Raw genomic sequence first — 20,503 nt, forward strand, 5'->3', positions numbered from 1 at the left:
GACCGCTATGAGCGGCGCTCGACGATCGTCACCAGTCAGGTGCCGCTGGATCGCTGGTGGGAAATTATTGCAAACCCCACACTCGCCGATGCCATATTGGACCGCCTCGTTCACAACGCCTATCGCATCGATCTCACCGGCGAAAGCATGCGAAAACAGCGTTCGCCAATAGCGTCCGAAACACTCCAAGCTTGACCTGAAACGAAACCCAACCCAACATCAACGGGACCCAGGATCAGTCCGAAAAATGGCCGGCTTCAAATCGGAACGGCGGCCGGAATGAAATCGGAATGACTGGCCGGCTTCAAATCGGAATCGATGGCCGGCTTCATCGGAATACGCATGCCGGAACTTGGAAGGCGCAGTTGATGAAGTGGGTCGCTCAATTCTTGACCTGGCTGGGGCTGCTGTTTGCCGGCTGGTTTAACCCACCCTATAAAACCATCGTGGTCCAGGCCATTCTGCCGGAGAAGCTGAAAAGAAGGGCCGTCTATATAGTGGAAGAGGACGGCTTCGAAGAGCAGGCGGCCATGCTTTGCCCACGCTGTCACGATCACATTCTCCACATGAACCTTCTTCCGGACGAGCGGCCGTGTTGGAAAATCACTTGCCATGACGACGGGACGGCATCGTTGCATCCATCGGTTTGGCGGAAGAAGGACTGCGGTGTTCACTTCTGGCTCAGGCGCGGCCGAGTTCATTGGACTTGAGTCGATACTGGCAGTGGGTGCTTTCTTCGACCCCTGGCGAGTTGGCTCGCGCGACTGAAAGGCTGCCCTGCTCTTTTCGTGGGGGTCCTGGACCGGGGCCAGCTTGCGGTTTTGGTGTGAGCACATCGGTGCGATCGCCCCGTCTTGTGGAGCGACCGCCTCTATGGTCAGCTGAGCTATGTTTTCTCGAGGAGTTTGCGAATGAAATCGCCGAGAGCCGACCTGCGGATATGCCCGGTCTTCGGATTCCAGCTTGTGACAAGGCCTGTTGCGCGCAGATCTGGGCCAATGTCAACTAAATCGCAGCCGGTGTCCTCGCGCATGAGCTCGTCGAGGGTCTCGTAGTCCCCACCATCGGCAAGCTCCAGTATTCGGAGAGCCCGGCCCAGCGCACCCTGGAGGATGCCCGGCGGCGGACGGAGGACCGGCTGCCAAGATTGAGCGATTTCCATGGGATCGAGAGCCACCCTCATCTCCTTGATAAGCTTGACCGTTTCTGTTGGGATGCCCCCGGTAACTTCGAGAATGATCTCTCTGAGAGAGGGAGTGTCGAGTTCAGATTTCTCGATTTGGTGTAGGTGCGCACGGACCATTTCGGCGCCCCAAGCGGATAGGAACTGGCTTTGCTCCGCACGCCGGTTGGCGAGGCCCCGCATTTCGGCATCGGCAGCATCGAGGATGATCAGCGGGCGCACCCGGGACCCTAGCACGCGGGGTTGGCGTTCCAGCCAAGAGACCACGTCCGCAGCCTCCTTCGCGTTTTCCGGCTGGTAGACCACAAGGGAAAGCTGGCGGCCGCCCGGACGCGCCTGATCAATTTGCGCCCGGAGATCGCGTGTCGAGTTGGCAATATGCACAGGAGTCTCCTCATTGGGCGCACCGGGAAGACGTCCGGTTTCGGAGATGCGCTTAAGGGACTGCCCGACCTTCGACAGCCCCAGAAGCTCGAGGCCGCAGACGATCTGTACGGGCACGGTCTCGGAGCTGGCGTCGACAATACGCTCGATCTGCAGGTCGGTGAGGGGCGCGTATGGCCAGTCGTTCTGATTCAGCCCTGGGAGGTTGGCCGGGGCATAGCGGCGCCGGTGGATCGAGCGGTCATAGGCGACAGTTGGGTCCTTCTCCTCGATCTCTGCGAGTGCGTGGTAAATATCCTCTTCTGAGCCAAGCATAGCGGCCACTTGGCGGGAACCGAGAAGATACCTGTAGCGCTTAGTTTGCGGGATCGGCACGCGACCAAGAACACCCAGATCGAAAAGCTCTTCGAGCAGGGCCTCAAAGGCCGCTTGGGAGGGCAATTCGGAGGTCTTGGGCCAAAAGATCCTCGCTTCCTCTAACAACTCGTCGGGTCTAAAGCCCGTGACCCGCGCCTGGTGCTTCCCCTCGACGTTGAGGCGTCCGAGTGTGTAGGCCACGAGCGCGTAGCGCGGGTCCAGGTTAAGCGTTAGGTGGAACTTGTCCCGGATGCGGCTCTCGATCTGGTGGAAGCCCCGGTGCGTGAAGAGCGCCTCGCTCGCGATAGGCCAAAGCGGCCCGTCGGACGGGAGCTTGTAGGCCTTGCCGCTGCCGGCGCCGTGCAAAGTGGCGAGGAGTCCCTTCATGTATTCTTGAATGAGCGACGGGTAGTAATTCGCCCAGGCGAGGATCTCCTCCACGGCTTCGCGCGTCTCGAAGCGGAAGCCCGCGGCGCGCATAGGCGCCACCACGAGATCGTACGCGGCCCGCTTGTCGGCCTCCGTGCGGTTAAGGGGACCGATGCAGATCGGCTGACCAAGATGTGCAAGCGGGGAGTTTGGCTGCCTGTGCATACGTTGGACGTTGTGTAGACCCGCAAAGACGACCTTGAAGGCACGGCCCGTGTCTTCCATCAGCTCCTTGAGTTTGCTCAGTTCTGGATAGTCGTCGCGCGTGTCAGCATCCATGAAGCGGTCGGCCTCATCGAACATGCAGACGATCCGACCTTTGGGCTTCTTGGTGATCCAGGTGCGAATGTCGCGAGACACGGCCTCGGCGGTGCGGCTTCCGGCTTTGACTATTTCGGGCGAGAGCATGTTGGCGAGATGCGCCCAGATCTCGGAGGTTTTCTCGGAATTCCCAAGGGATTTCACCTCCCGCCGGATGACGAATTGGTCCTCCATGGGCTTGTGCCGCGTCCGCTCTACGTGACCGAGTAGGGCGGATTTACCCAGCTGGCGCCCGCCATAGACGAGACAGCCATCGGCTGTCTTCGACATGATAAAGCGGATTTCTTCCTCGCGTCCGAAGAACATCTCCGGCGGCAGCTGGCCAGCATCCGTTGTGTAGGGCTCAACCCGGCCAAAAGGCAAACCGCATTCGAAAATCGTACGCGCGCGAGTGTACCGGCGGGTTGCGGTAAAGGCGACGAGGGCCTCGTCGATCACGAGTGTGGGGATGGCGCCGGCGCGCAAGCGCTCTGCGAGCTCTTGACGTTTGGCAAGGTCGGCAACGCCCGAGAATAGGATGATGGCAGGAACTTCAGGGATAAGCGCCTTGACCGTCACTTCGGGCAATACGTCCTGTCCGACGAGAAGCAACCTGAATCCGGCCGTCGCTCTGGAGCCGAAAATGGGCGGCAGAAACCAGCCATCGGACCGAATGCCGCCGAAAAGTGTGCACTGCCAGGACCCGGTGCGGCCGAGGGGCCGAAGGTCGTGAATTTTCACATTCTCGAAACCGACCTCTTCGAAGAACTCGCGCACCTTGCCGCCGGCGGGCTGTTTTCCCGCCTCGGACCCTGCAATCGCGCGGTAGGTGGCGAGGAACTCGAGACCCGCCGCGCGCCGGTCCTCTTCGATAAAGAGCGGACCCTCGCGGGAGAGTGCCTTCCGGAACGCTTCGGGCGAGCGTGGCCAGTCCGGCGATGCAGCCAGCGCCAGGAACTCCGGTGTGAAATCAGCGACCATGCCCTCGAGCTCGGTCTGGAAGGTGGCAGCGGAGCGGCCATCGCGCAGTTGGGCGATGCGATCCTCAATCGCTTCTATGGTGAGCTCGTCGAACGCGGAGAGAAGGGCGGCGGCCTCCTCAGAGTTCTGGTCGGTGCGATATTGCCAGATCCGCTCTGTCTGATCGCTGCGGATGTTGGCCTCAATCTCGCTGGAGATGTCGTCAAGCTCGATCGTACTGGTCTGGACGTCGGCGAGATCGTGGATCTCGGAGCCATCCTTAATCGCTGTCAGGCGTGCGAGCGCCAACTCGCACCATTTCAGGCGGCTGGAGATCAAGTCTTGGTGGTTGTAGTCGACTTTTGCCAGTCTCTTGAGACGCCGCTCGCGGCGCTCAATCTCGGTTTGCCAGGTCTCGGCGAAGGAGACCATGTCGTTGCGGATGTCATCGTGGGCATCAATGTCAAAGCGGGACGCCAGCCGAACAGCGGTATCAAATGCTGCTTCCTGGCGGGCGCGCAGCAGTGCTACATCGGGACTTGGTATACCGCTCTCCGTTAGTGCGTTGAGAAACGCATCGAAGCGGAAGTCTGGCTGATCGAGCACATCGCGGACGGCAGCCGGCAGTAGATCCCGCTCGGCGGTCAGTGCCTCTTCAAGCGTGGCGAAGGAGCCGGTATCGTCGCCCTGGAGCGCGCGAAGCGTCTCTTCTATTTGCTTGATGATCCAGTACGCGACTGCGGTGTGGAGCGGGTCGTCTTCCTTTCTGGTTTCGCGGTGAAGACCCTGGATCGCCTTCTCAAGCCGTGACTGGAGGTTGCCAACGATCGTGCGAACGCGGGCCTGTGATTTCTGGCCCTGGGAGTGCTCGCGCTCGGCGGCGCGCACCCAGCCATCGAGAAGCCCGAGCGGCTCGTCGAATTGTCGATACAGATATTCAATGCCCTTTGGATGGAGTCGGGCGTCATTGCGCCTAGTGACCGCGGCGAACTCGACAGAACGATCGTCGATGTCCGATTGTGACGAGAGATCTTCAACTGCCTTGCGCGCAAGGACAACCGCATTAGCTGCGCCGGACTCGATTGCGGCACGCGCAGATCCGATGGGTCCGTTCTCAGACACGACGTAATGCATGAACGCTGTGGCGAACGGCCAGCGCGAAGTCTTCTGCGCGCACGCGTCACACCATTCGGCCAACTGCGCGGCGATGCGCTTTTTCTGGGGAGCGCGCGGCGCGCCAGAGATACGTGCGAGTTCGTCTGCATCAGGTGGGAAATCATAGTCGAGATCGGCGATTGCCTCCGTTGCCTGCTGGAGGTGCTGACCAAGGCTGCCGCGGCAAAGGTCCCGTAGGTTGGCGCGGAATCCTGAGGACTTTTCGATGATTGCGGGACGGATCAAAGCGCCCAAGACCAGGACGGAGCCTAGGGCGCCAAGTCGCTCGCCCATCGCTCGGTTGGCAATGGACAGAAAGCGTTCAGTGTCGAAGCCATATTCGCGGTGCGGCGCCCGGCTGCCGGCGGCTGTGCGCAAGGCCGAGGCTTCCAGAGCCCAGACTTGCCCATGTGCCTCAAATGCATCAGCGGCCTCCGCAGCGATGCCAACGAGGTCACGCCGTACGAGATCGGCAAGTACCTCTCGGGAGACCGGCAGGATCGTTACTTCGCGTGCGCGATCGTCATCGGCCTGTGTCGGCTCGTCATCCGCCGCGGCCTCAATCGCCTCGGGCTCCACTCTTGGTGGCTCTGAGATCTGGTCTTCCGAGGGTTCGGAATCGACGACGGATGGAGTGGGCCCAGCTTTCGCAGGCGCGTCGTCCGCCTCGTGTGCGATGTCGATCCCGTGCAACGCGAATGTAATCGGGGCCTCGGCGGCGAGCGCCTGCTTTTCATTCGCTTCGTTCGACAGAACCTCGGTCGTTACGGCGACGACCTCGGCCGCTTGGGAGACGGGATCACCGTCAACTGGTTCGTCGGTGCTGATCTTGTCGTCCTCAACGGCGACCGGTCCAGTCTCGTCGTTCGGGTCGTCCGGCTCTTCGTCGTCGTCGTGCGGTGCTTCGCCGGAGGCAGCGTGTAGAGCCTCTAGTAACGCTTCCTGTTCCGTTTCCGCTCCCGACAAGATTGCGCGCAGGAGATCCACGACCTTATCGCAAGCTTCACGCTCTGCAGCGAGAGCCTCTTTCGCCGTCTTGGCCTTGGGCGCAAGCTCGGCCAAGAGGGTGAAATTTTCCTCCTCGGTCGCGCTCTGGATCTGCTCGCGCAGCTCGGCGACGGCCTCTTCCATTGCGGCGATCGCCATCTCCCTTGCACGCATCTGCGTCGCGAGCCCTTCGTCGAGCGCCGTGGAGAGGGTGGAGACCGCGTCGTCGCTGACGCTGTCCCGATCATAGTCAATCTTGAAGCGGTCTATCTGCGCGAGCACCTTGTCCCGACGGGGAACATGCAGGCGCTTCGCCATCTCTGAGCCTACGACGGAAAGATGCGCAATAAGGTCGAATGTCTCGGTCTGCGATGCTTCGTCGAGAAGGCATGAGATCGCCCGGAGGGTCCTTGTCACATGCTGCTGTATGAGCTCGGACGTCGCGTCGGGATACTGCTTCATCCATTCCATGATGCGTGCACCGTGCGCGGTCCAGTCATCGACAGCATCCAGACTTCCGAGCTTGGTTTCGACGATCTCCTCCGGGCCATCGTACACGAGGATCTTCATGGCCTCGGCAGTCACGTCACCAGCATCCATCGTGTCGACCCTTTCGAAATACGAGGTGATGGCGTATTCGCAGAAGGCGCCGACGGCAACGTCTGGAGCCACGGGAAGTGAGGTGAGTTCGCCGAGACGGCTATGGAGTTCTGGGTGGTTCTTGAGCCGAAGCTTGATTAGAGGCAGTTTCGAAAGCACCTGCGCGGTCTTTTGGTGCTTCCTGTTCCTCTGTGCGCGGCCTCCGAGGCGCTTGTCGCTCACGATTGTCTCAAGAACAGGAAGTACCCAAGGCTCATCTTCAACCCGCCTGAGGATCGCCTCGTACACCGCTTTCGAGTCCCGGGGATCGACGTCGAGCCGTATCGCGGCCACGATCGCGCGCAGATCGCGCAGCGTGAAGTGGGCGGCGGCGGCAAAGTAGGCCGGCGCCTCGGGGCAGACCGCAAGGATCGGGAAGCCACCAAACCTCGGAGGGGGCGTCCAGCCATCTTCCGACCAGCCGGCCATCACCAGACAAGCCGGCGGCGGAGAAACGATCGTGTCGTGCTTTCGAAACGGAAGACGTCCGGCGAGAGTGGGATGGTCAGACTTGAAGTCTTTGGGCATTCTGTCTGTCTTTCATCGGGTCGTCACAGGTTCCATTTCAGGTCGAGCTCGACACCGGCGTCGACCAGGATCGACTCGATCCACGCAAGCGCGGGTCGACGCTCGAACTCCGGCCAGAAGCGCTGGTTGGAATAGTCGTTCAGGCAGCGTGTGCAGCTAGTGATGCAGTCCGGGTTCTCGCAGTTGAGGATCTTCCGCGCCGAGAGCAGGAGATCGCGCGCGAGGTAGCCATCCTCGTTCGTGAGCCGAGTCGCGTAGCCGGCACCTCCAGATACGGAGTCATAGAGCACGACGACGAGGCGGCCGTCGAGTCTCTGGATCAGAGCGCGCAGATCCCTTGGGTCTGTCTCGAGCAGATCGGCGGCGCCCAGCCTCAGAGCCTCCTGGAGTGTCCGGTCGAGTTTGGCGTCAGGGGGAATGGTATCGCCGTTCGGCGTGCGCGGCACGCCTTCGAACAGGAGGCCGCGGACGTCGGTTTCGAAGACGTGTGCAAGGTCGATCGGGTAGATCGGTTTGCTCGGATCGTATCGGCATGTTTGGCCGCTGCGAGGATTGTCATGGGCCGGAAGAAATGACTGCTGCTGCCATGCCCGGTCGGGGCCATGTCCACGAACGGGAATCGCGTGTTCGCAATTATGGCACCAAGCAAAGCCGCCACCGTGCTTGCCGCGATTGACGGTGATGATGCGGCCGAGTTCATCGTCGGGCCGGTTCGAGCCCGGCGCGTGGAAGGTGAGAATGCCGGGCAGATCGGTAGGAGTGTATTTCCACCGTGGAGCTTCAGTAAGAAGGAGGGCCTCGTCAGATACGGTCGAGCGGATGCGGCTAGCGCCCGGATCGCGCCCTTGGCCGTCGGAAACAGAAGTCAAAAAGCCGTGCGGCCTGATAAAGGCGCGGGTGGCATTGACCTTGGCGAACTGTGCCCCGCATTGGTGGCAGGTGTCCTCTGGGTCCTTGCCTTGGGGTGTGATCTGGGGTGAGCGGCAGAGTTCGCAGACACGATAGCGGGCACGCTCGATGAAGGCATCGTCTCCGGTGAATTTCGACCGCTTCGAGATGCCGTCGCTGGTCCAGACGCGGCCACCGGCAACGATTTCCGCGCCGGGGGCATATTCCGAGATCCCGATCGAACCGTCGCGATCGAGCTCAAGGACGGCGGTGTCGGGGGTCTGGCCCGCGGTGTTAAGCACCTCGAGGGAGACAGAGTGGACGGGGAAGGAGTAGGTCGGGATGACCGCCCGCCGCGAAAGTTGATCGATCAGGAACTGGCTCATGTAGAGGCGTTGTTGGGTACGCAAGACACCAAGAGCGCGGTCGATCTTTTGGAATTGGTCGGAGGCCGTCTTGTCGAGCTCGGCCCGCCGGATCTCCAGGTCATCGATGGCTTCCTGCATTAGGCTCCATCGACCCCAGATTATGTCGGCGAAGCGGGCGAGCCGATCGCGCATCGTTGTCGCGAGTCCGGCAGGGTCGAGGGCTATTCCTGAAAGATCGGGCGGGAGGCGATCCGCGAGGCGCGCAGCCCTTTCGATGTCGGCATCGGCGCTGGAAAGCCAGGTCTCAAGATCCGTATCGAAGTCGTTGCGCGCCTCTGCCGTAAGCGCTTCGGCGAAGACGTCACGCAGACGGGGCGACCCGGGGCGATCGTAGGAGGCGAGGCGATGTTCCAAGAATCGCGCCAGGAGCATCGATAGCTGGTGGCGCTGGAAGAAGCCGGCATTGTCGAGGCTGAGATAGGGGATGATGGGCTGGGCTGCGAGATATTCGGAGAACTTTTCGAACACTGCGCGGTCGTAGCGTCCTGACCGGGCCGTCGTGAGGACGATCGGCGCGACTTGGGCGCGACGACCGGCTCGGCCTGCCCGTTGCTGGTAGTTGGCAATCGAGGGCGGGACGTTCTTACACAGGACCGACTCGAGATCGCCTAGGTCGACGCCCATTTCCATGGTCGTAGTGCAGGAGAGAAGATTGACCTCGCCTGCCTTGAAGTACTCCTCGATGTCGGAACGCACCTCGCCGGCGATCGCGGCCGTGTGCTCGCGTGCAATCCCCATGCATGGATGCTCGCGGTAACGAGCCACGTAGTGGTTCCTAGATGCGAGATCTCGGCGCTCGGCGGGCGTGATCTGTCGCAGCGTGCCGTCGCACCCTATGGACTGGCAGACTCCGGCTGTGTCGAACTGGGTGCGGCTGCCACAGGCGAGGCACTGGAAGAGCTGGACATCGTTTCCGGGCACAACAAAAAGCGAGCGATCGAATTTAAGGCCGCGCCCCACGCCGTGCTTTGCGGTCATCGACCTGGGATGTTCGATCGCCTTCCAGAACTCGGTCAGGATGTCCCTGATCTGGTTGTCGTCGATCGTCGCATTGCAGGCGTCTGCCATCTTCTTTAGCAGAGCAGTGAACCTGTTAGGCTTGCCCGCGGCCGGAACGAGGTTGAGCGGCAGGTTCGTATGGGGATTGCGTTCGCGGGTGACGCAGCGGTTCTGCTGTGATGCGATCCGGGTCCAGATCGACTCGTCGGTGAGGTCAATCATGCCCGACTCGCGTTCGGCAATGGCGCGATGCTCCCGTATCATCTTGAGCAGGTAGCGGACGAAGGCTTCGGCATGGGGCTGTAGCGGGTCCGGCATCGCGCGCTGCACCGCCCAGACGGGACGCTCGATCTGGGTGTAATCGATCCCGATCAGGCCAAATCCCTCGAGACTGAGGCGACCGCGACCGAAGACCGTGATCTCTGCGACTATGAGAGCCTTCAGGCGGAGCAGCTCATTCGAGCCGGTCTCGAGCTCGGGAACTACGCCTGGCCGATAGAGGCGAAGGCCATCGGCACGAAGCTCCCTCAGGACTGCGCCCACGAGGTTGTCAATATCCATCCGCCCGCCAGATTCGATGGCGCGCAGCATGGCACTTCGGACGGCCTGTTCGCGCGAGGTGCGCTCGAAGAAAGGCGCAAAGAAGGCTGCGTCCTGCCGATTGTCGGAGAAGACGAGGAGATTGCGCCCACCCATGGGTGGGCTATTTCCCCTATCCCTCGGAGGCATCGCCTCCAGAAGGGTCTGTGCAGCGACGGCGGCAATGGCTTCGTCACCCGGACGCACCGTAGTCACGGGTTCGTTGTAGCGTGTCGAGTGATGGTTGCAGGCGGCGCACCGGGTCAGGTAGCGAGCGCCGTCATCGGGGTCTTCCTGGAGCTGAACATCCTCGAGGGCAACGGCGCCAGCGTCGCCCGGCTCCATGGGGCGCCCGGTAAGAGGATCGACGTGCAGAATTTGCCCGGGGTTTTGGACGTTGTCACTGTCTTCTTCTTCTGCCGCCATTCCACCGGGAACGAGACGAAGCATTCTCCGCGCGCCCGCCCCGGGCGTCGGATGGAGACCGACAGGGCCTTCCCATGCTTCGATGTATGGCTCGCCACAGTTTCGGCAGACATAGAGCTCAAAAGCGGGGCGATCGTCGGAGCCGTGCTCAGCCCCGATGACGACTTCGCCAAGGCTTTCCGGCTCGCCCGACATGAGGGTGATGCCGGTGCGGTCCGGGGCGCGAGAGATCAAGTGGTATCGCGCCGGAAGCAGGGGGAAGACAGCAGTATCCGCGCTCACGGCTAGAACACCGACAGCAATGAGGCCCACAAGGGCGGGAACGGGGTCGTCCTCGGCACTCGGGAAGACTTCGCGCGCCAGCAGTTCGATCGCAACGGCGCCGCCCTCAAGCCGATGCGCGATCTGGTGGATCTCTTCGAACCCCGAAAGGCGGTCGATCAGGGCATCGCCGACGGACGGTCCGTCGTCCAGTTGCAGTTCCGGCAGGCCCAAGAGGGTGGCCTCGAAATTCCAATCCTCGATGGTCAGAAGTGTGTCGTTCTGCGTCGCATTCCTAGCAGCCTCGGCGAGGGCGCCGGCTTCAGCCCACCTGCGGGGCGTCAGTCCGCTGGGCTTGGGCGACTGCTTGAGTCTCGGATGAGCCTTTCGCTTGGAGGTGATTACGGCAGGCTCGCCCGCAAACGGCTCGCCGAACAGGCGGGAGGCGAAGTGGGCAAGCTCCGCCTTGCGTCCCGGATCGAGCGACGCCGAGGTGCCTACGCATCGGACCTGGCCGTCGGAAATGCCGAGATGAGCTTTAAGGCGCCTCAGCAGGAAGGCTACCTCGATTGCTTGCGCGCCGGCATATGTGTGGATCTCGTCAAGAACGATCCACCGCAGATCGGCCCCCGTGAGGAGTCGCCGGTTCGTGGGCAGCAGGAGGATGTGCTCCAGCATGGCGTAGTTCGTGATAAGGATGTGGGGTGGCGCGGTACGCATTTCAGCCCGTGAGAGCAGCCAGTTGTCGGGCACGAGGGCATCGTCACCGAAGGCCTCGACGAAGCTTGGCGTCGAGCGCAGTCGAGTCATCTCCTCTTCGCGGGTGGCGCGCGACTTCACCTGGCCTGTATAGCGACCGATCGTGATCCCCGGATCACCGAGGTCACGGAAAAGGAGTTGCGCGATCCGGCCGAGTTGATCGTTTGCCAGCGCATTGAGCGGGTAGACCAGAATGGCGCGAACGCCGGGACGGCTGAGGTCGCCTTGCGAGAGAATGTCGTTGACGAGAGGATAGAGAAAGCTCTCAGTCTTGCCCGACCCGGTGCCGGTGGCGACGAGGTAGTTCTCATCTCGCAGGATCGCCTTCTCCTGATGCGCATGGAGCGGTCGGTCCCAAAGGAAAGGCGCGTTGTTGCCGAACGCTTCCCAGCCGGTGGCAAGGATGCCCTGCGCATGTAGCTCGGCGAGGCTGCGTCCTTTTTCGAAGTCAGGCAGGGTCTCGACGTAGGGGCCCTTCACGAAGTCCAGGGCACCGATTCCCTTGCGCAGTTCCTCGGCGAGCTTGGGTGCGCGGATCTCGTTGATCGGCGACGACGTGGCAACGAACCGGGCCAGAATGCCATTGAGCTCATCACGGAATTTATTGGGATTCAGAATAGTCATGTCGTAATGAGGTGTTGCTGTATCACATGCGCCCAGAGTGCGCGAAAATAGACGAAGAATTCAATACCGGCACGCAGCATCATCGTCAGAGCGCGACCCACTTCCTCACGCGGAAGGCCGGTGCGGAAGACGATGTCGTCGATATAGTCCGTGGCCCTGTGGGCAGCACAGGCACGCGCAAAACGCTCGACCTGCGCCGCGATGCGCGCAGGCAACGGGTCTCCGCCACCATTGTTGTCGAAAGACCGGATCTGGTCGAGGCCTTCTATGTGCGCGCCACAAATCAGTTTCGTAGCGCCGGCTATCGGGCCATCGCCGACGAGAGCGTGGAGATCGGTGTCGCCGACTCTGAAGCGAAGCGCACGAAAGGCATGCTGAAGTGCGTCCACTCCGAGCCCCGCCGGAAGGCTAGTGTCCGAGCCCACCCTGATCAGCCAATCTGCGAGCGGCGTATCGCCTTCGAGAGGTGGTAGCGGCTCCGGCGGTTCGATATCACCCATTCGGGCGAGCGCCGACAGCCCTGAATCCTCCTTGAGCCCTGAGAATGCAGTAGCCGGTGCCTCGAAGATCCACGGAGCGACACCGATCAGGTCGTTGCGTGGAGGCTGACCATCCGGTCTTACGATGTTCAGGACAGGCTTGATGGACCCGACCGTTCTCGAGGCGCCTACGACAGCGAAGATTGAGCGATAGGCTGGAGCGAGAGCGGTGCCGAGCTGACCGGAGAGACTCTCCGGCTCGGGATCAGCTAGGAAGCTAGCAAGACGAACCAGCGTGGACAGGTCGAGGGATGCAGGCGCACCGGCAAGACCAAGGACAATGGGGGCATCGTTCGCATCCAAAAGGGGGGAAAGGTCTTCGCTCAAGCTGCGCAGCGAAAACAGAACACGTGCAGGTGCCGGGAGGGTGTCGCGGACGAAACGTACGGTCAGCTTTCCGGTGTGATAGTCGCTTGTTGCTGTTATGCCTGCGATTGGCGGGAGAGCCGTTGGGTTTCGGCCGAAGGCATACTCCCCTTCGAAAGGTTTGCTTGAAAGCGGTTCGACCCGCACGCGCAAGGCATCGTATTTTTGCTGCGGCACGATCGAGAGCGTGATCTCGTCTTCCGATTCTTCAACCGCGATCTCAGCCGGATCGTCTGTGCGCCTCAGACGAGCAAGGAGTTCAATCCGTCCATTGGCGCGTCGAATGGCGATCCGGTCGTCACCACAATCCGTGGACTCGAGCTCGGCGGCGCTGATTTCGATTGTCTGGCGCTGAAGGAAAGGCCTGCGCCGCTCATGCCCGAATACCAGAAGGCTTGACTCGCGGTCGGGCGAACGCAGGAGAAAGGTGTCGTGGCGATTATCATAGCCGAGTGTCACGGTAGCTCCACGTGGAACGAAAACGCGGTCACCCTGAAGAATTCGGCAATGCCATAGTTTCTCGCTACGCGCGACGAGATGAAATTCATGAACCCGCCCCGGTCCAGAAAGACCAAGGATCGGCACTTCGACATCGGAGCGAGGATCGACGGAAACGAGTCCGTCTAGGATACGGAGACCGGCGCTGCGAGCAGGATCCAGATTCGCAGGAATAGCGACATCGGTAAGATCGCGTTCCGGCGCTGAAACTCCGGGCCAAATCCATGAAGTCGTCGACAGTTCCGCTCGTGCATCCGGGTCACCTGCCGCACCCGGAGCCAGAAGCTCAAAGGTGACCTCACTGGGAGAGCCGGGTTGATCGAAGCCCATCTGCGAGAACGGAAGTCGAGCATCGCCATCGGCCCCGACCTCGATGCTGATGAAGCGGGTTTCATCTCCGGTCCGGGCCCGGACAATCCGAGCTCGGCCACCGATTTCCGGATCGATAGTGATTAAGAGGGTGCCGTCGCAAGCATAGAGCGCACGCGAGCCGTCTCGGCCGAGAACGGAACCATCGATCCAGACCGCCGCCTCGCGCGGCGCAGAGATAGTCAACGATCCACGCTCGGGAAATGTCAGTGTCTCTCCCCTACTGATCCACGCCGCCATTACCATCGGGTCCGCGGTCGGAATGGCGTCACCGAAGGAGGGACTGGTGAAAGCTGAGCGGGACAGGACAACAAAGTGTTCTGCGGCGGCTTCGAAATCGCTGTCTTCGGGAGGTATCCGGCTGAGGAATGACCCACTGTCCGCGTCGAAGATCAGTACCTCGTCGGCCGCCGGAGCAAAGGGAATCTCCTGCTGAACAATGCCGGCGCGCCAAGTTACGCGATCGGGCCATGGGGCAGGAACACGAATGCGCTGTCCGCCTAAGACCTGGGTAGGAAATGCGCCGAATTGGATGCTCTGCAACTGGCGAGATGCCTCAACTTGCAGTCCAAGCCGGTCGCCGAACCAGAATAGGCGAGGCAGGCCAACAAGGTCGCGTCGGGTCCGACCATGCAAACGCGTTGCCCGATCATAGGCTGCAAACAGGTGTGCTTCTGCCTCACTCAGTGCCTCGGCGCCTTGCCGCCAGGCTTCGAAACGTCGCGCACAATGAGCAGAGGTATCGAAGAAGATCGCTTCACGAAGACGGGTGAGGTTTGGACATCGCTCCTTCACAACCCGACGCTGCCAATTACGGGCCGCCGACGTATCTTCGATCGCTGGCGACCCAAGATAGAGGGCACCGCCGACGAATGCACGTGCTAGATCATCATGCTGGGACATTGCCGGCCCGAGCGGCGCGAAGAAAAGTGCTGTGGGGTGATTGCCGGAGACCGGAAGTCCAAGCGATCGCGCGGCCGTCCGGAAATGATGCTTGAGCTGATCCCTGGCAGCGACATCGTCAAAGTTTTCGCCGACAAACGCGCTGATGTGAAGGTAGACGTCTTTGGTGCTGACACCATAGTTGTGGGAGAGAGGATATAGAACGGTCCAGACCGCGAGGGTCGGATAGTGGCGGAAGAGTGTCTGAAGCGGGATCTCTTTTGCAGCCCGGATTGCATCGTAAAGAGCCTGCCTTGGTGGCTGAATGTCCACGATGAAGGGTGTTGATCCGCTACCTGTCCAAGATGAGTGGAACAAAGCTTCGACCGCAGAAAGGCGCTCGGCTGCATGAATCTGACCGCCGCCTCCGGCCCTACCGATCTTACATCCGGCTATTTTCTCATACGACACGGAGCCTTCCCGATATAATTGTAGGCGATATTTCTCGCAGGTTGTGCTACTTGCGGTCAAGTAGTTACTGCGGCTCTCCTTGCCGCAGCTGGGAAAATCGTTGGAGATCCTGTCGATCTTGTTGCTATGTAAATGCCCCTTTCTCTTGAGCCGATCACCGCGCGGCGAGTTTCGGACAATCTGGTTTCGGCTGCCTATGGCGCCCGGCATTGCAGCACGCACACGCCGAGTGCGATCAAGCCCGGCAAGATCAGCGACGATCTGAGGAGGGAATTCGAGCGTTGCGGATATGGCTTGCTGACCAAAGAGGTTGGTGTGCGGGGCCCGCTGGAGGTCTACCCGCATCCAGCCCTGGTCGAACTGATGAGCGCCGAGAAACGGCTACCTTACAAGCAGCGGAAGACCCGCAGCTACTGGCCCACGGAAAACCCCGCCCAACCGGCGCACCAACTCTTCGAGATCCGGCGTGTGATCGTCGCCGGCCTCGACCGGGAAATTCCAGGCGCCTTTGACGTTTTGCAGCTTCCTCCGGTCGAGGCACCATCATGGCAATTGAAGGCGTTCGAGGACCTGCTTGACGCGGCCATCTGCACATGGGTCGGGATATGCGCCTTCGAGGGAACTGCCATGCCGTTCGGAGACGAGACCTCGGCGATCTGGATCCCCCAATCAGACCTTCTGGCGTCGCAGCGGGGCCGGCCATGATCGAACTCCTGCGGCAATGGATCGAACACCGTCGGGCGATCCGCCGCCGTTGGCAGGAAGATGCCAGGCGGCTTGCTGCGGTTGACCCGGTCAATGCCTATTATGAGGCGCAGCGAAGGGCCGCGCGCAGCCGAGCACAAGGGAATGCCGGTGACTACTGGCATTGGGCCAAGGTCGCCAGCGAAGTCGCGCGCATCGAACTGCGTGCCGAGATGGACTTCGAGGTCGTCAAGGCGATTGCCGATCAGGAAACCACCAGTCGCCGCTGAACACGTGCGTGGTGCTTCGCGGTCAGTAAATTATTTAGTATTTTCAATCGTTTGGTGAATCTAATAGGTGGGGCGTTGGTTCGATTCCTTTCAACTGCAAAGGCAAGACCCCGAAGGGAACGCTCCTGCCTGACGTCACCTTTACGATCGATTTGCCGGACCGCGATGGCTCGAGGGAGAGGCGGACGACATTTCGAAGCGACTTGCAGATTGAACGGGTAACGAGCACTAACAATGCTATGCGGTCTTGCGGAACGGGTATGCTTGCTCTCCCATTCCGCCCCCAACGTTGAACTTATCAATCAATTGGCGCAGCGTGGCACTCTCGTTGGCCAGCGATGAGGACGCGGCACTCGCCTTCTCGACCATCGCGGCATTCTGCTGGGTCGTTTGATCGAGGCTGTTGATTGCGGTGTTTATCTCCGCAAGGCCCATTGACTGCTCTCGCGACGAAGCGGCAATCGCATCAATGTGCTGGTTCATCGCCACCACGAGTTCGCCTATCTGTTTCAATGCAATGCCTGTTCTTGAGACCAGATCGACCCCGGTCGCCACTTCACCGCTCGATGTTTGAATGAGTGCCTTGATCTCCTTGGCGGCCTTGGCGGACCGCTGCGCTAGTTCGCGAACCTCCTGAGCGACGACCGCGAAACCCTTGCCCGCCTCGCCAGCGCGTGCTGCCTCAACACCTGCGTTCAGCGCAAGCAGATTGGTTTGGAAAGCAATTTCGTCGATAACGCCGATGATATTCGATATCTCGTTCGAGGATTGCTCGATCCGGCTCATCGCTTCGACCGCTTCAGTGACGATCTGACCAGACATCATTGCGCTGGCATTTGCCTCAGCGGCGACCTTGCGGGCCTCCTCGGCGCGCTTGGACGACGAGGTGACGTTGGCCGTGATCTCGTCTAGCGCCGCCGCCGTCTGTTCCAGGGCAGCGGCCTGCTGTTCGGTGCGTTTTGCGAGGTCATTGGCGCTTTGGGCGATCTCGCTCGAGCCATTGTCGATGCCGACTGTCGATCCTGCGACTTTGCTCAACGTGCGACAGAGCTGGGCCACTGCACTGTTGAAGTCGCTTCGCAGCGCTTCGAAATCAGGATCGAATGGTTCGCTGATCTGCGCTGTGAGATCGCCGTCGGCGAGCTTCTTCAGATTTCCGGCCAGCCGATTCGTCGCCTGGGCCATGGCAGCCGCCCGGGCGCGATCGGTTTCCTCACGCCGCCGGCGCTCCCCTTCGGACAGGACACGGTTTGCCTCGATTTCCGCATCAGCGTTGATTTTGGCCAATGCCGTTTTCCTGAAAACCTCGACCGCTCCCGCCATGGCACCGATCTCGTCCGTCCGGTTCGCATAGGGGATGTTTGAGGCCGTGTCGCCCTCGGCAAGCCCGGTCATCGAACGCGTGATCGCCTTGATCGGACGGGATATTTGCACCGCGATATAGGCAATGGCGCCGGCAACGATGGTCAGCACCAGAGCAATCAACCCCCAGCTGCTCCAGAGGATGGTTGCATAGGTCTGCACGCTGCTTTCATACGAGGCATCAGAACCCCTGACGTTGATCTCCAAGAGCTCATTCGCATCCTTCTCCGCGTCCTGCGCCAGAGGTTCCATATCCTTGTAGAAAATGGCCTTGGCAGCATCATTGTCGTTCTTGCGGGATTTCACCAGCATCGCCTCGGCCGCATTCTCGTAATCGGCGGCGCGCCTGCCGATCTGGTCGAGCAAGTCCTTCTCGCGAGGCGACGAGATCAGGGCCCTATAGGCCTCGATTGCTTGCCTCAGCTCCTGCTTTTTCGCCGACACCTGTTGTTCCGCGGCTGCAATTGCCTGATCGCTGATGGACATGATGTGGTTGGCATATGCGAACTTTAATTCCTGGAGCTTGAGTTGCATATTTCGGACCACCGAAACGCTTGGCAGCCAGTTTTTGGCGATCGCGGTCGTGTCCTGATTTACCTGCCGCACGCTGCCAAGAGAGAATAATGCGAAGCCGAGAAAAATAAGTGCGAACGTCAGATTAATGACGACCAGGGAAGTTCGGACGGTAGGCCTGCGCATATTTCGCACTCCTTTGGAACGAAGTCAGGCGATTATTACTTTTGGTGAGCACTTTATTAACTTTAGCTCCCTCTGATTAAGCAATCGTCAAACCCGCATTTGGTGTGATCACGGCCCGACGCAATCTCAAGGCATTCAACCACAATTAGAGGAGATTGCAGAATTTCAGGTGCTTAGGTCAGTTGAATTGTGCGGAGCCGATTCGACCCTGCTCTACTGCATAAAAATTGATGCAACTATCGCCTTCCTATTTGCCAGGCCCGTATACCTCCAAGACACGATCGCATTTCGCAATACATCCCTTTAGGAATGCTAATGTGTTGTACCCACTTGAAATTGCGTGCTCCCGATCTTAGGACCAATTCTGTCGTTCGTTCGATCACCGGTTCTTCAGCATGAAATCGCGTAGACTTTTCGCCAATCGATGCTCGGCTTCCCACGCTAAACTATGACCGCACTCTTCGAATACCTCCGACTGTTCGACGTTTCTCGCAACATTGAGCATTTGCTCACGGACCATAGGCCCAAAGAATTCAGGTGCCCCTATAGTCATCACAGGGAGATCAAGTTTCTCCTTGGAAAGGCGCCGATTGATTTCCGCATTCTTGAGGCCAGCGCGATAAGTCTCAAGGCAGCCGCGGAGACCGCCGGGCGAGGTGAGTCGAGCCACCCATTCGCTGATCGCCGAGTCGTCAATTGCCGTCGGGTTCCAGGTCTCAGCTTTGATCCAGTATTCCCAGAACTCTCTCTCGCGCCCGGTTATGAGCATTTCCGCGAGATGAGGGATCCAGAAAAACGGCAGGTGCCAGTTCCAAACACCTTGCTGACGGTACTGTGCAGTGATATTTTGGGGCGTGAAAAACGAGAGCTCCTCGAGCCCAAGTCCCGACAGCATCATCTCGCAGAACGAAAGCGTCAGAACCCGCTCTCTCTCGGTCGCGGCAAGCGCATACGCAAATTCCGCACCACGATCCTCACCGTGAACGTGAAATTTGTCAAACCCTAGTTGGGTCATCAGTTCAGCCATGTCGCTGGCATTGGCTAGAGAGTCATATCCCTCCTCAGCGGGAGGCTTGTCGGTGTATCCAAATCCCCGAAGATCAGGAGCGACAACGGTAAAATGCTCCGTCAGTAGCGGCATCAGCTTCGCCCAGTAATATGAAGTCTTCGGAGTTCCATGAAGAAGCAACAGCGGCTCCCCCTGACCGGAAGTCACGTAATGCATTCGAATGCCATTAACGCGAGCTCGACTATGCTTAACTGCCTTGCCCGAATGGTCAAATATGTCGACCATTGTTCCTCCTCATGTTCTTTGTTCTGCCAAAATCGGCACTTCCTCCGCTTCAACACCCTCTACCTGACACCCTGCGGCGCATCGTACATCCGTTGGTTCAGGGGCACTTCGCGGACCAAACAGGAGACCCACCCGGACGTGACAAAGCTACTCTCGTCGCGCGAGACATAATGTCGAAGTAAACGGAATCGCACCATCGTTCCGAGAGCGAGTTCTACTTACGGACGAGATGCTGGATCAGTCACGTTACCGCGAAAATCTTCTCAAGCAGATCCTAGCAGGGCGCCTCAACAGAGTGGGAGTACGGCGCGCTTTGTGTCGCATTGAGCGGTCCCCAGGTGACTTCATGGAAGGACGCGTTGACTACGACATGATCAGGCCGCCGTCGACGTTGATCGTCTGGCCCGTAATGTAGGCCGCGTCCGCAGAAGCAAGGAACGAGACCAACGCGGCCACCTCGGCCGGAGTGCCAGCCCGCCCCATCGGGATCCCCTCAACCCATTCGGCCATGAGCTCGCCGGGACCGTATTCGCCGAGCATCTGACCCCAGACACGATCATTGTAGTCCCACATCTCGGTGTGAATGATGCCGGGGCATATGGCGTTTACCGTGATGCCTTCCCGGGCGAGTTCCTTGGCCAGACTTTGCGACAGGCCGACGACACCGAACTTCGATGCGGCGTAGTGCGGAGTGTAAATGAATCCTTGGCGAGCCTGTCCAGACGCGGTATTAATCAGGCGCCCCTTCATGCCGCTTGCACGGAAGCGTCGGATTGCCTCCTGGCAGCAAAGGAAGACGCCCTTCGTGTTAACATCGAGGTTGAGATCCCATTCACGCTCGGTGAGGTTTTCGACCTTTGCGATAGTGATCACGCCAGCATTCTGCACCGACACCGAGATCGCTCCAAGCTTGGCTTCGGCTTCGGCGTAGGCTTCCCGGACTGCCTTCGCATCGGTTACGTCGAGCGCCAGACCAATGATCTCTGCTCCCGTCTCGTTGGCAAGTGCCGCCGCTGCTTCGAGAGTGTCCTTCTCGATAGCTGCGATAGCAACCTTGGCGCCTTCTTCGGCAAAGCGCTTTGCGATGCCTCGGCCGATGCCTTTGTTGCCTCCGGTCACGAAGACGGCTTGGCCTGCGAAACGATTCATGGTCTTTCCTCCAT

At 60.1% G+C, this 20,503-nt stretch carries 11 protein-coding genes; 4 read left to right on the forward strand and 7 right to left on the reverse strand.

Annotation, left to right across the window (positions count from 1 at the left end; translation table 11 throughout):
- Window positions 1-195: ATP-binding protein (locus K290_RS35325; RefSeq protein ID WP_037136570.1), on the forward strand; the 195-nt coding region annotated here is incomplete at its 5' end.
- A 62-nt stretch (window positions 196-257) separates the two neighbouring features.
- Here the strand turns inward: K290_RS35325 and K290_RS37550 are convergent.
- Complete coding sequence (locus K290_RS37550) at window positions 258-566, reverse strand: hypothetical protein (RefSeq protein WP_154668695.1); 309 nt, start codon at window positions 564-566, stop codon at window positions 258-260.
- Here K290_RS37550 and K290_RS38560 point away from each other — a divergent pair.
- Entirely contained in the window at window positions 498-710 is a 213-nt protein-coding gene (locus K290_RS38560; RefSeq protein WP_483414343.1) for a ubiquitination-like system serine protease family protein, read from the forward strand. The genes K290_RS37550 and K290_RS38560 overlap by 69 nt on opposite strands.
- A 176-nt stretch (window positions 711-886) precedes the next feature.
- Here K290_RS38560 and K290_RS0129300 read toward each other — a convergent pair whose 3' ends face one another.
- The 3 genes from K290_RS0129300 to K290_RS0129310 are packed head-to-tail and all read right to left on the reverse strand — an operon-like array spanning window position 887 to window position 15,221.
- On the reverse strand, window positions 887-6,922 hold the full coding sequence (locus K290_RS0129300) for an ATP-binding protein (protein ID WP_028755037.1): 6,036 nt from the start codon (window positions 6,920-6,922) through the stop codon (window positions 887-889).
- Between the two features lie 23 nt (window positions 6,923-6,945).
- On the reverse strand, window positions 6,946-11,886 hold the full coding sequence (locus K290_RS35330) for a DEAD/DEAH box helicase (protein WP_037136574.1): 4,941 nt from the start codon (window positions 11,884-11,886) through the stop codon (window positions 6,946-6,948).
- The gene (locus K290_RS0129310; RefSeq protein WP_154668696.1) at window positions 11,883-15,221 is read right to left on the reverse strand and encodes a hypothetical protein; all 3,339 of its coding nucleotides are present in this window, start codon (window positions 15,219-15,221) and stop codon (window positions 11,883-11,885) included. The genes K290_RS35330 and K290_RS0129310 overlap by 4 nt, the downstream gene beginning before the upstream one ends.
- A gap of 84 nt (window positions 15,222-15,305) precedes the next feature.
- Here K290_RS0129310 and K290_RS36655 point away from each other — a divergent pair, with 84 nt between their 5' ends.
- A complete protein-coding gene (locus tag K290_RS36655; RefSeq protein ID WP_342427486.1) occupies window positions 15,306-15,716 on the forward strand; it encodes a DUF429 domain-containing protein in 411 nt (136 codons plus the stop codon).
- Entirely contained in the window at window positions 15,713-15,985 is a 273-nt protein-coding gene (locus tag K290_RS0129320; protein WP_028755040.1) for a hypothetical protein, read from the forward strand. Before K290_RS36655 ends, K290_RS0129320 begins: the two co-directional genes overlap by 4 nt.
- A gap of 237 nt (window positions 15,986-16,222) precedes the next feature.
- Here the strand turns inward: K290_RS0129320 and K290_RS0129325 are convergent, their stop codons facing one another.
- The 3 genes from K290_RS0129325 to K290_RS0129335 all read right to left on the reverse strand — a co-directional run bounded on the left by K290_RS0129325 (window position 16,223) and on the right by K290_RS0129335 (window position 20,489).
- On the reverse strand, window positions 16,223-18,046 hold the full coding sequence (locus K290_RS0129325) for a methyl-accepting chemotaxis protein (protein WP_028755041.1): 1,824 nt from the start codon (window positions 18,044-18,046) through the stop codon (window positions 16,223-16,225).
- 379 nt (window positions 18,047-18,425) lie between these two features.
- Entirely contained in the window at window positions 18,426-19,340 is a 915-nt protein-coding gene (locus tag K290_RS0129330) for an alpha/beta hydrolase (protein WP_028755042.1), read from the reverse strand.
- Window positions 19,341-19,703: 363 nt separating this feature from the next.
- Complete coding sequence (locus K290_RS0129335; RefSeq protein ID WP_028755043.1) at window positions 19,704-20,489, reverse strand: SDR family oxidoreductase; 786 nt, start codon at window positions 20,487-20,489, stop codon at window positions 19,704-19,706.
- Window positions 20,490-20,503: the final 14 nt, after the last annotated feature.

The organism is Rhizobium leucaenae USDA 9039 (genome assembly GCF_000426285.1).
GTDB classification, from domain to species: Bacteria; Pseudomonadota; Alphaproteobacteria; order Rhizobiales; family Rhizobiaceae; genus Rhizobium; species Rhizobium leucaenae.

Excerpts from the sequence above, each read along its gene's own strand:
- K290_RS0129325 (WP_028755041.1), bottom strand. The coding sequence starts at position 18,046 with ATGCGCAGGCCTACCGTCCGAACTTCCCTGGTCGTCATTAATCTGACG.
- K290_RS0129335 (WP_028755043.1), bottom strand. The coding sequence starts at position 20,489 with ATGAATCGTTTCGCAGGCCAAGCCGTCTTCGTGACCGGAGGCAACAAA.
- K290_RS35330 (WP_037136574.1), bottom strand. The coding sequence starts at position 11,886 with ATGACTATTCTGAATCCCAATAAATTCCGTGATGAGCTCAATGGCATT.
- K290_RS0129330 (WP_028755042.1), bottom strand. The coding sequence starts at position 19,340 with ATGGTCGACATATTTGACCATTCGGGCAAGGCAGTTAAGCATAGTCGA.
- K290_RS0129300 (WP_028755037.1), bottom strand. The coding sequence starts at position 6,922 with ATGCCCAAAGACTTCAAGTCTGACCATCCCACTCTCGCCGGACGTCTT.
- K290_RS0129310 (WP_154668696.1), bottom strand. The coding sequence starts at position 15,221 with ATGCCGGGCGCCATAGGCAGCCGAAACCAGATTGTCCGAAACTCGCCG.
- K290_RS0129320 (WP_028755040.1), top strand. The coding sequence starts at position 15,713 with ATGATCGAACTCCTGCGGCAATGGATCGAACACCGTCGGGCGATCCGC.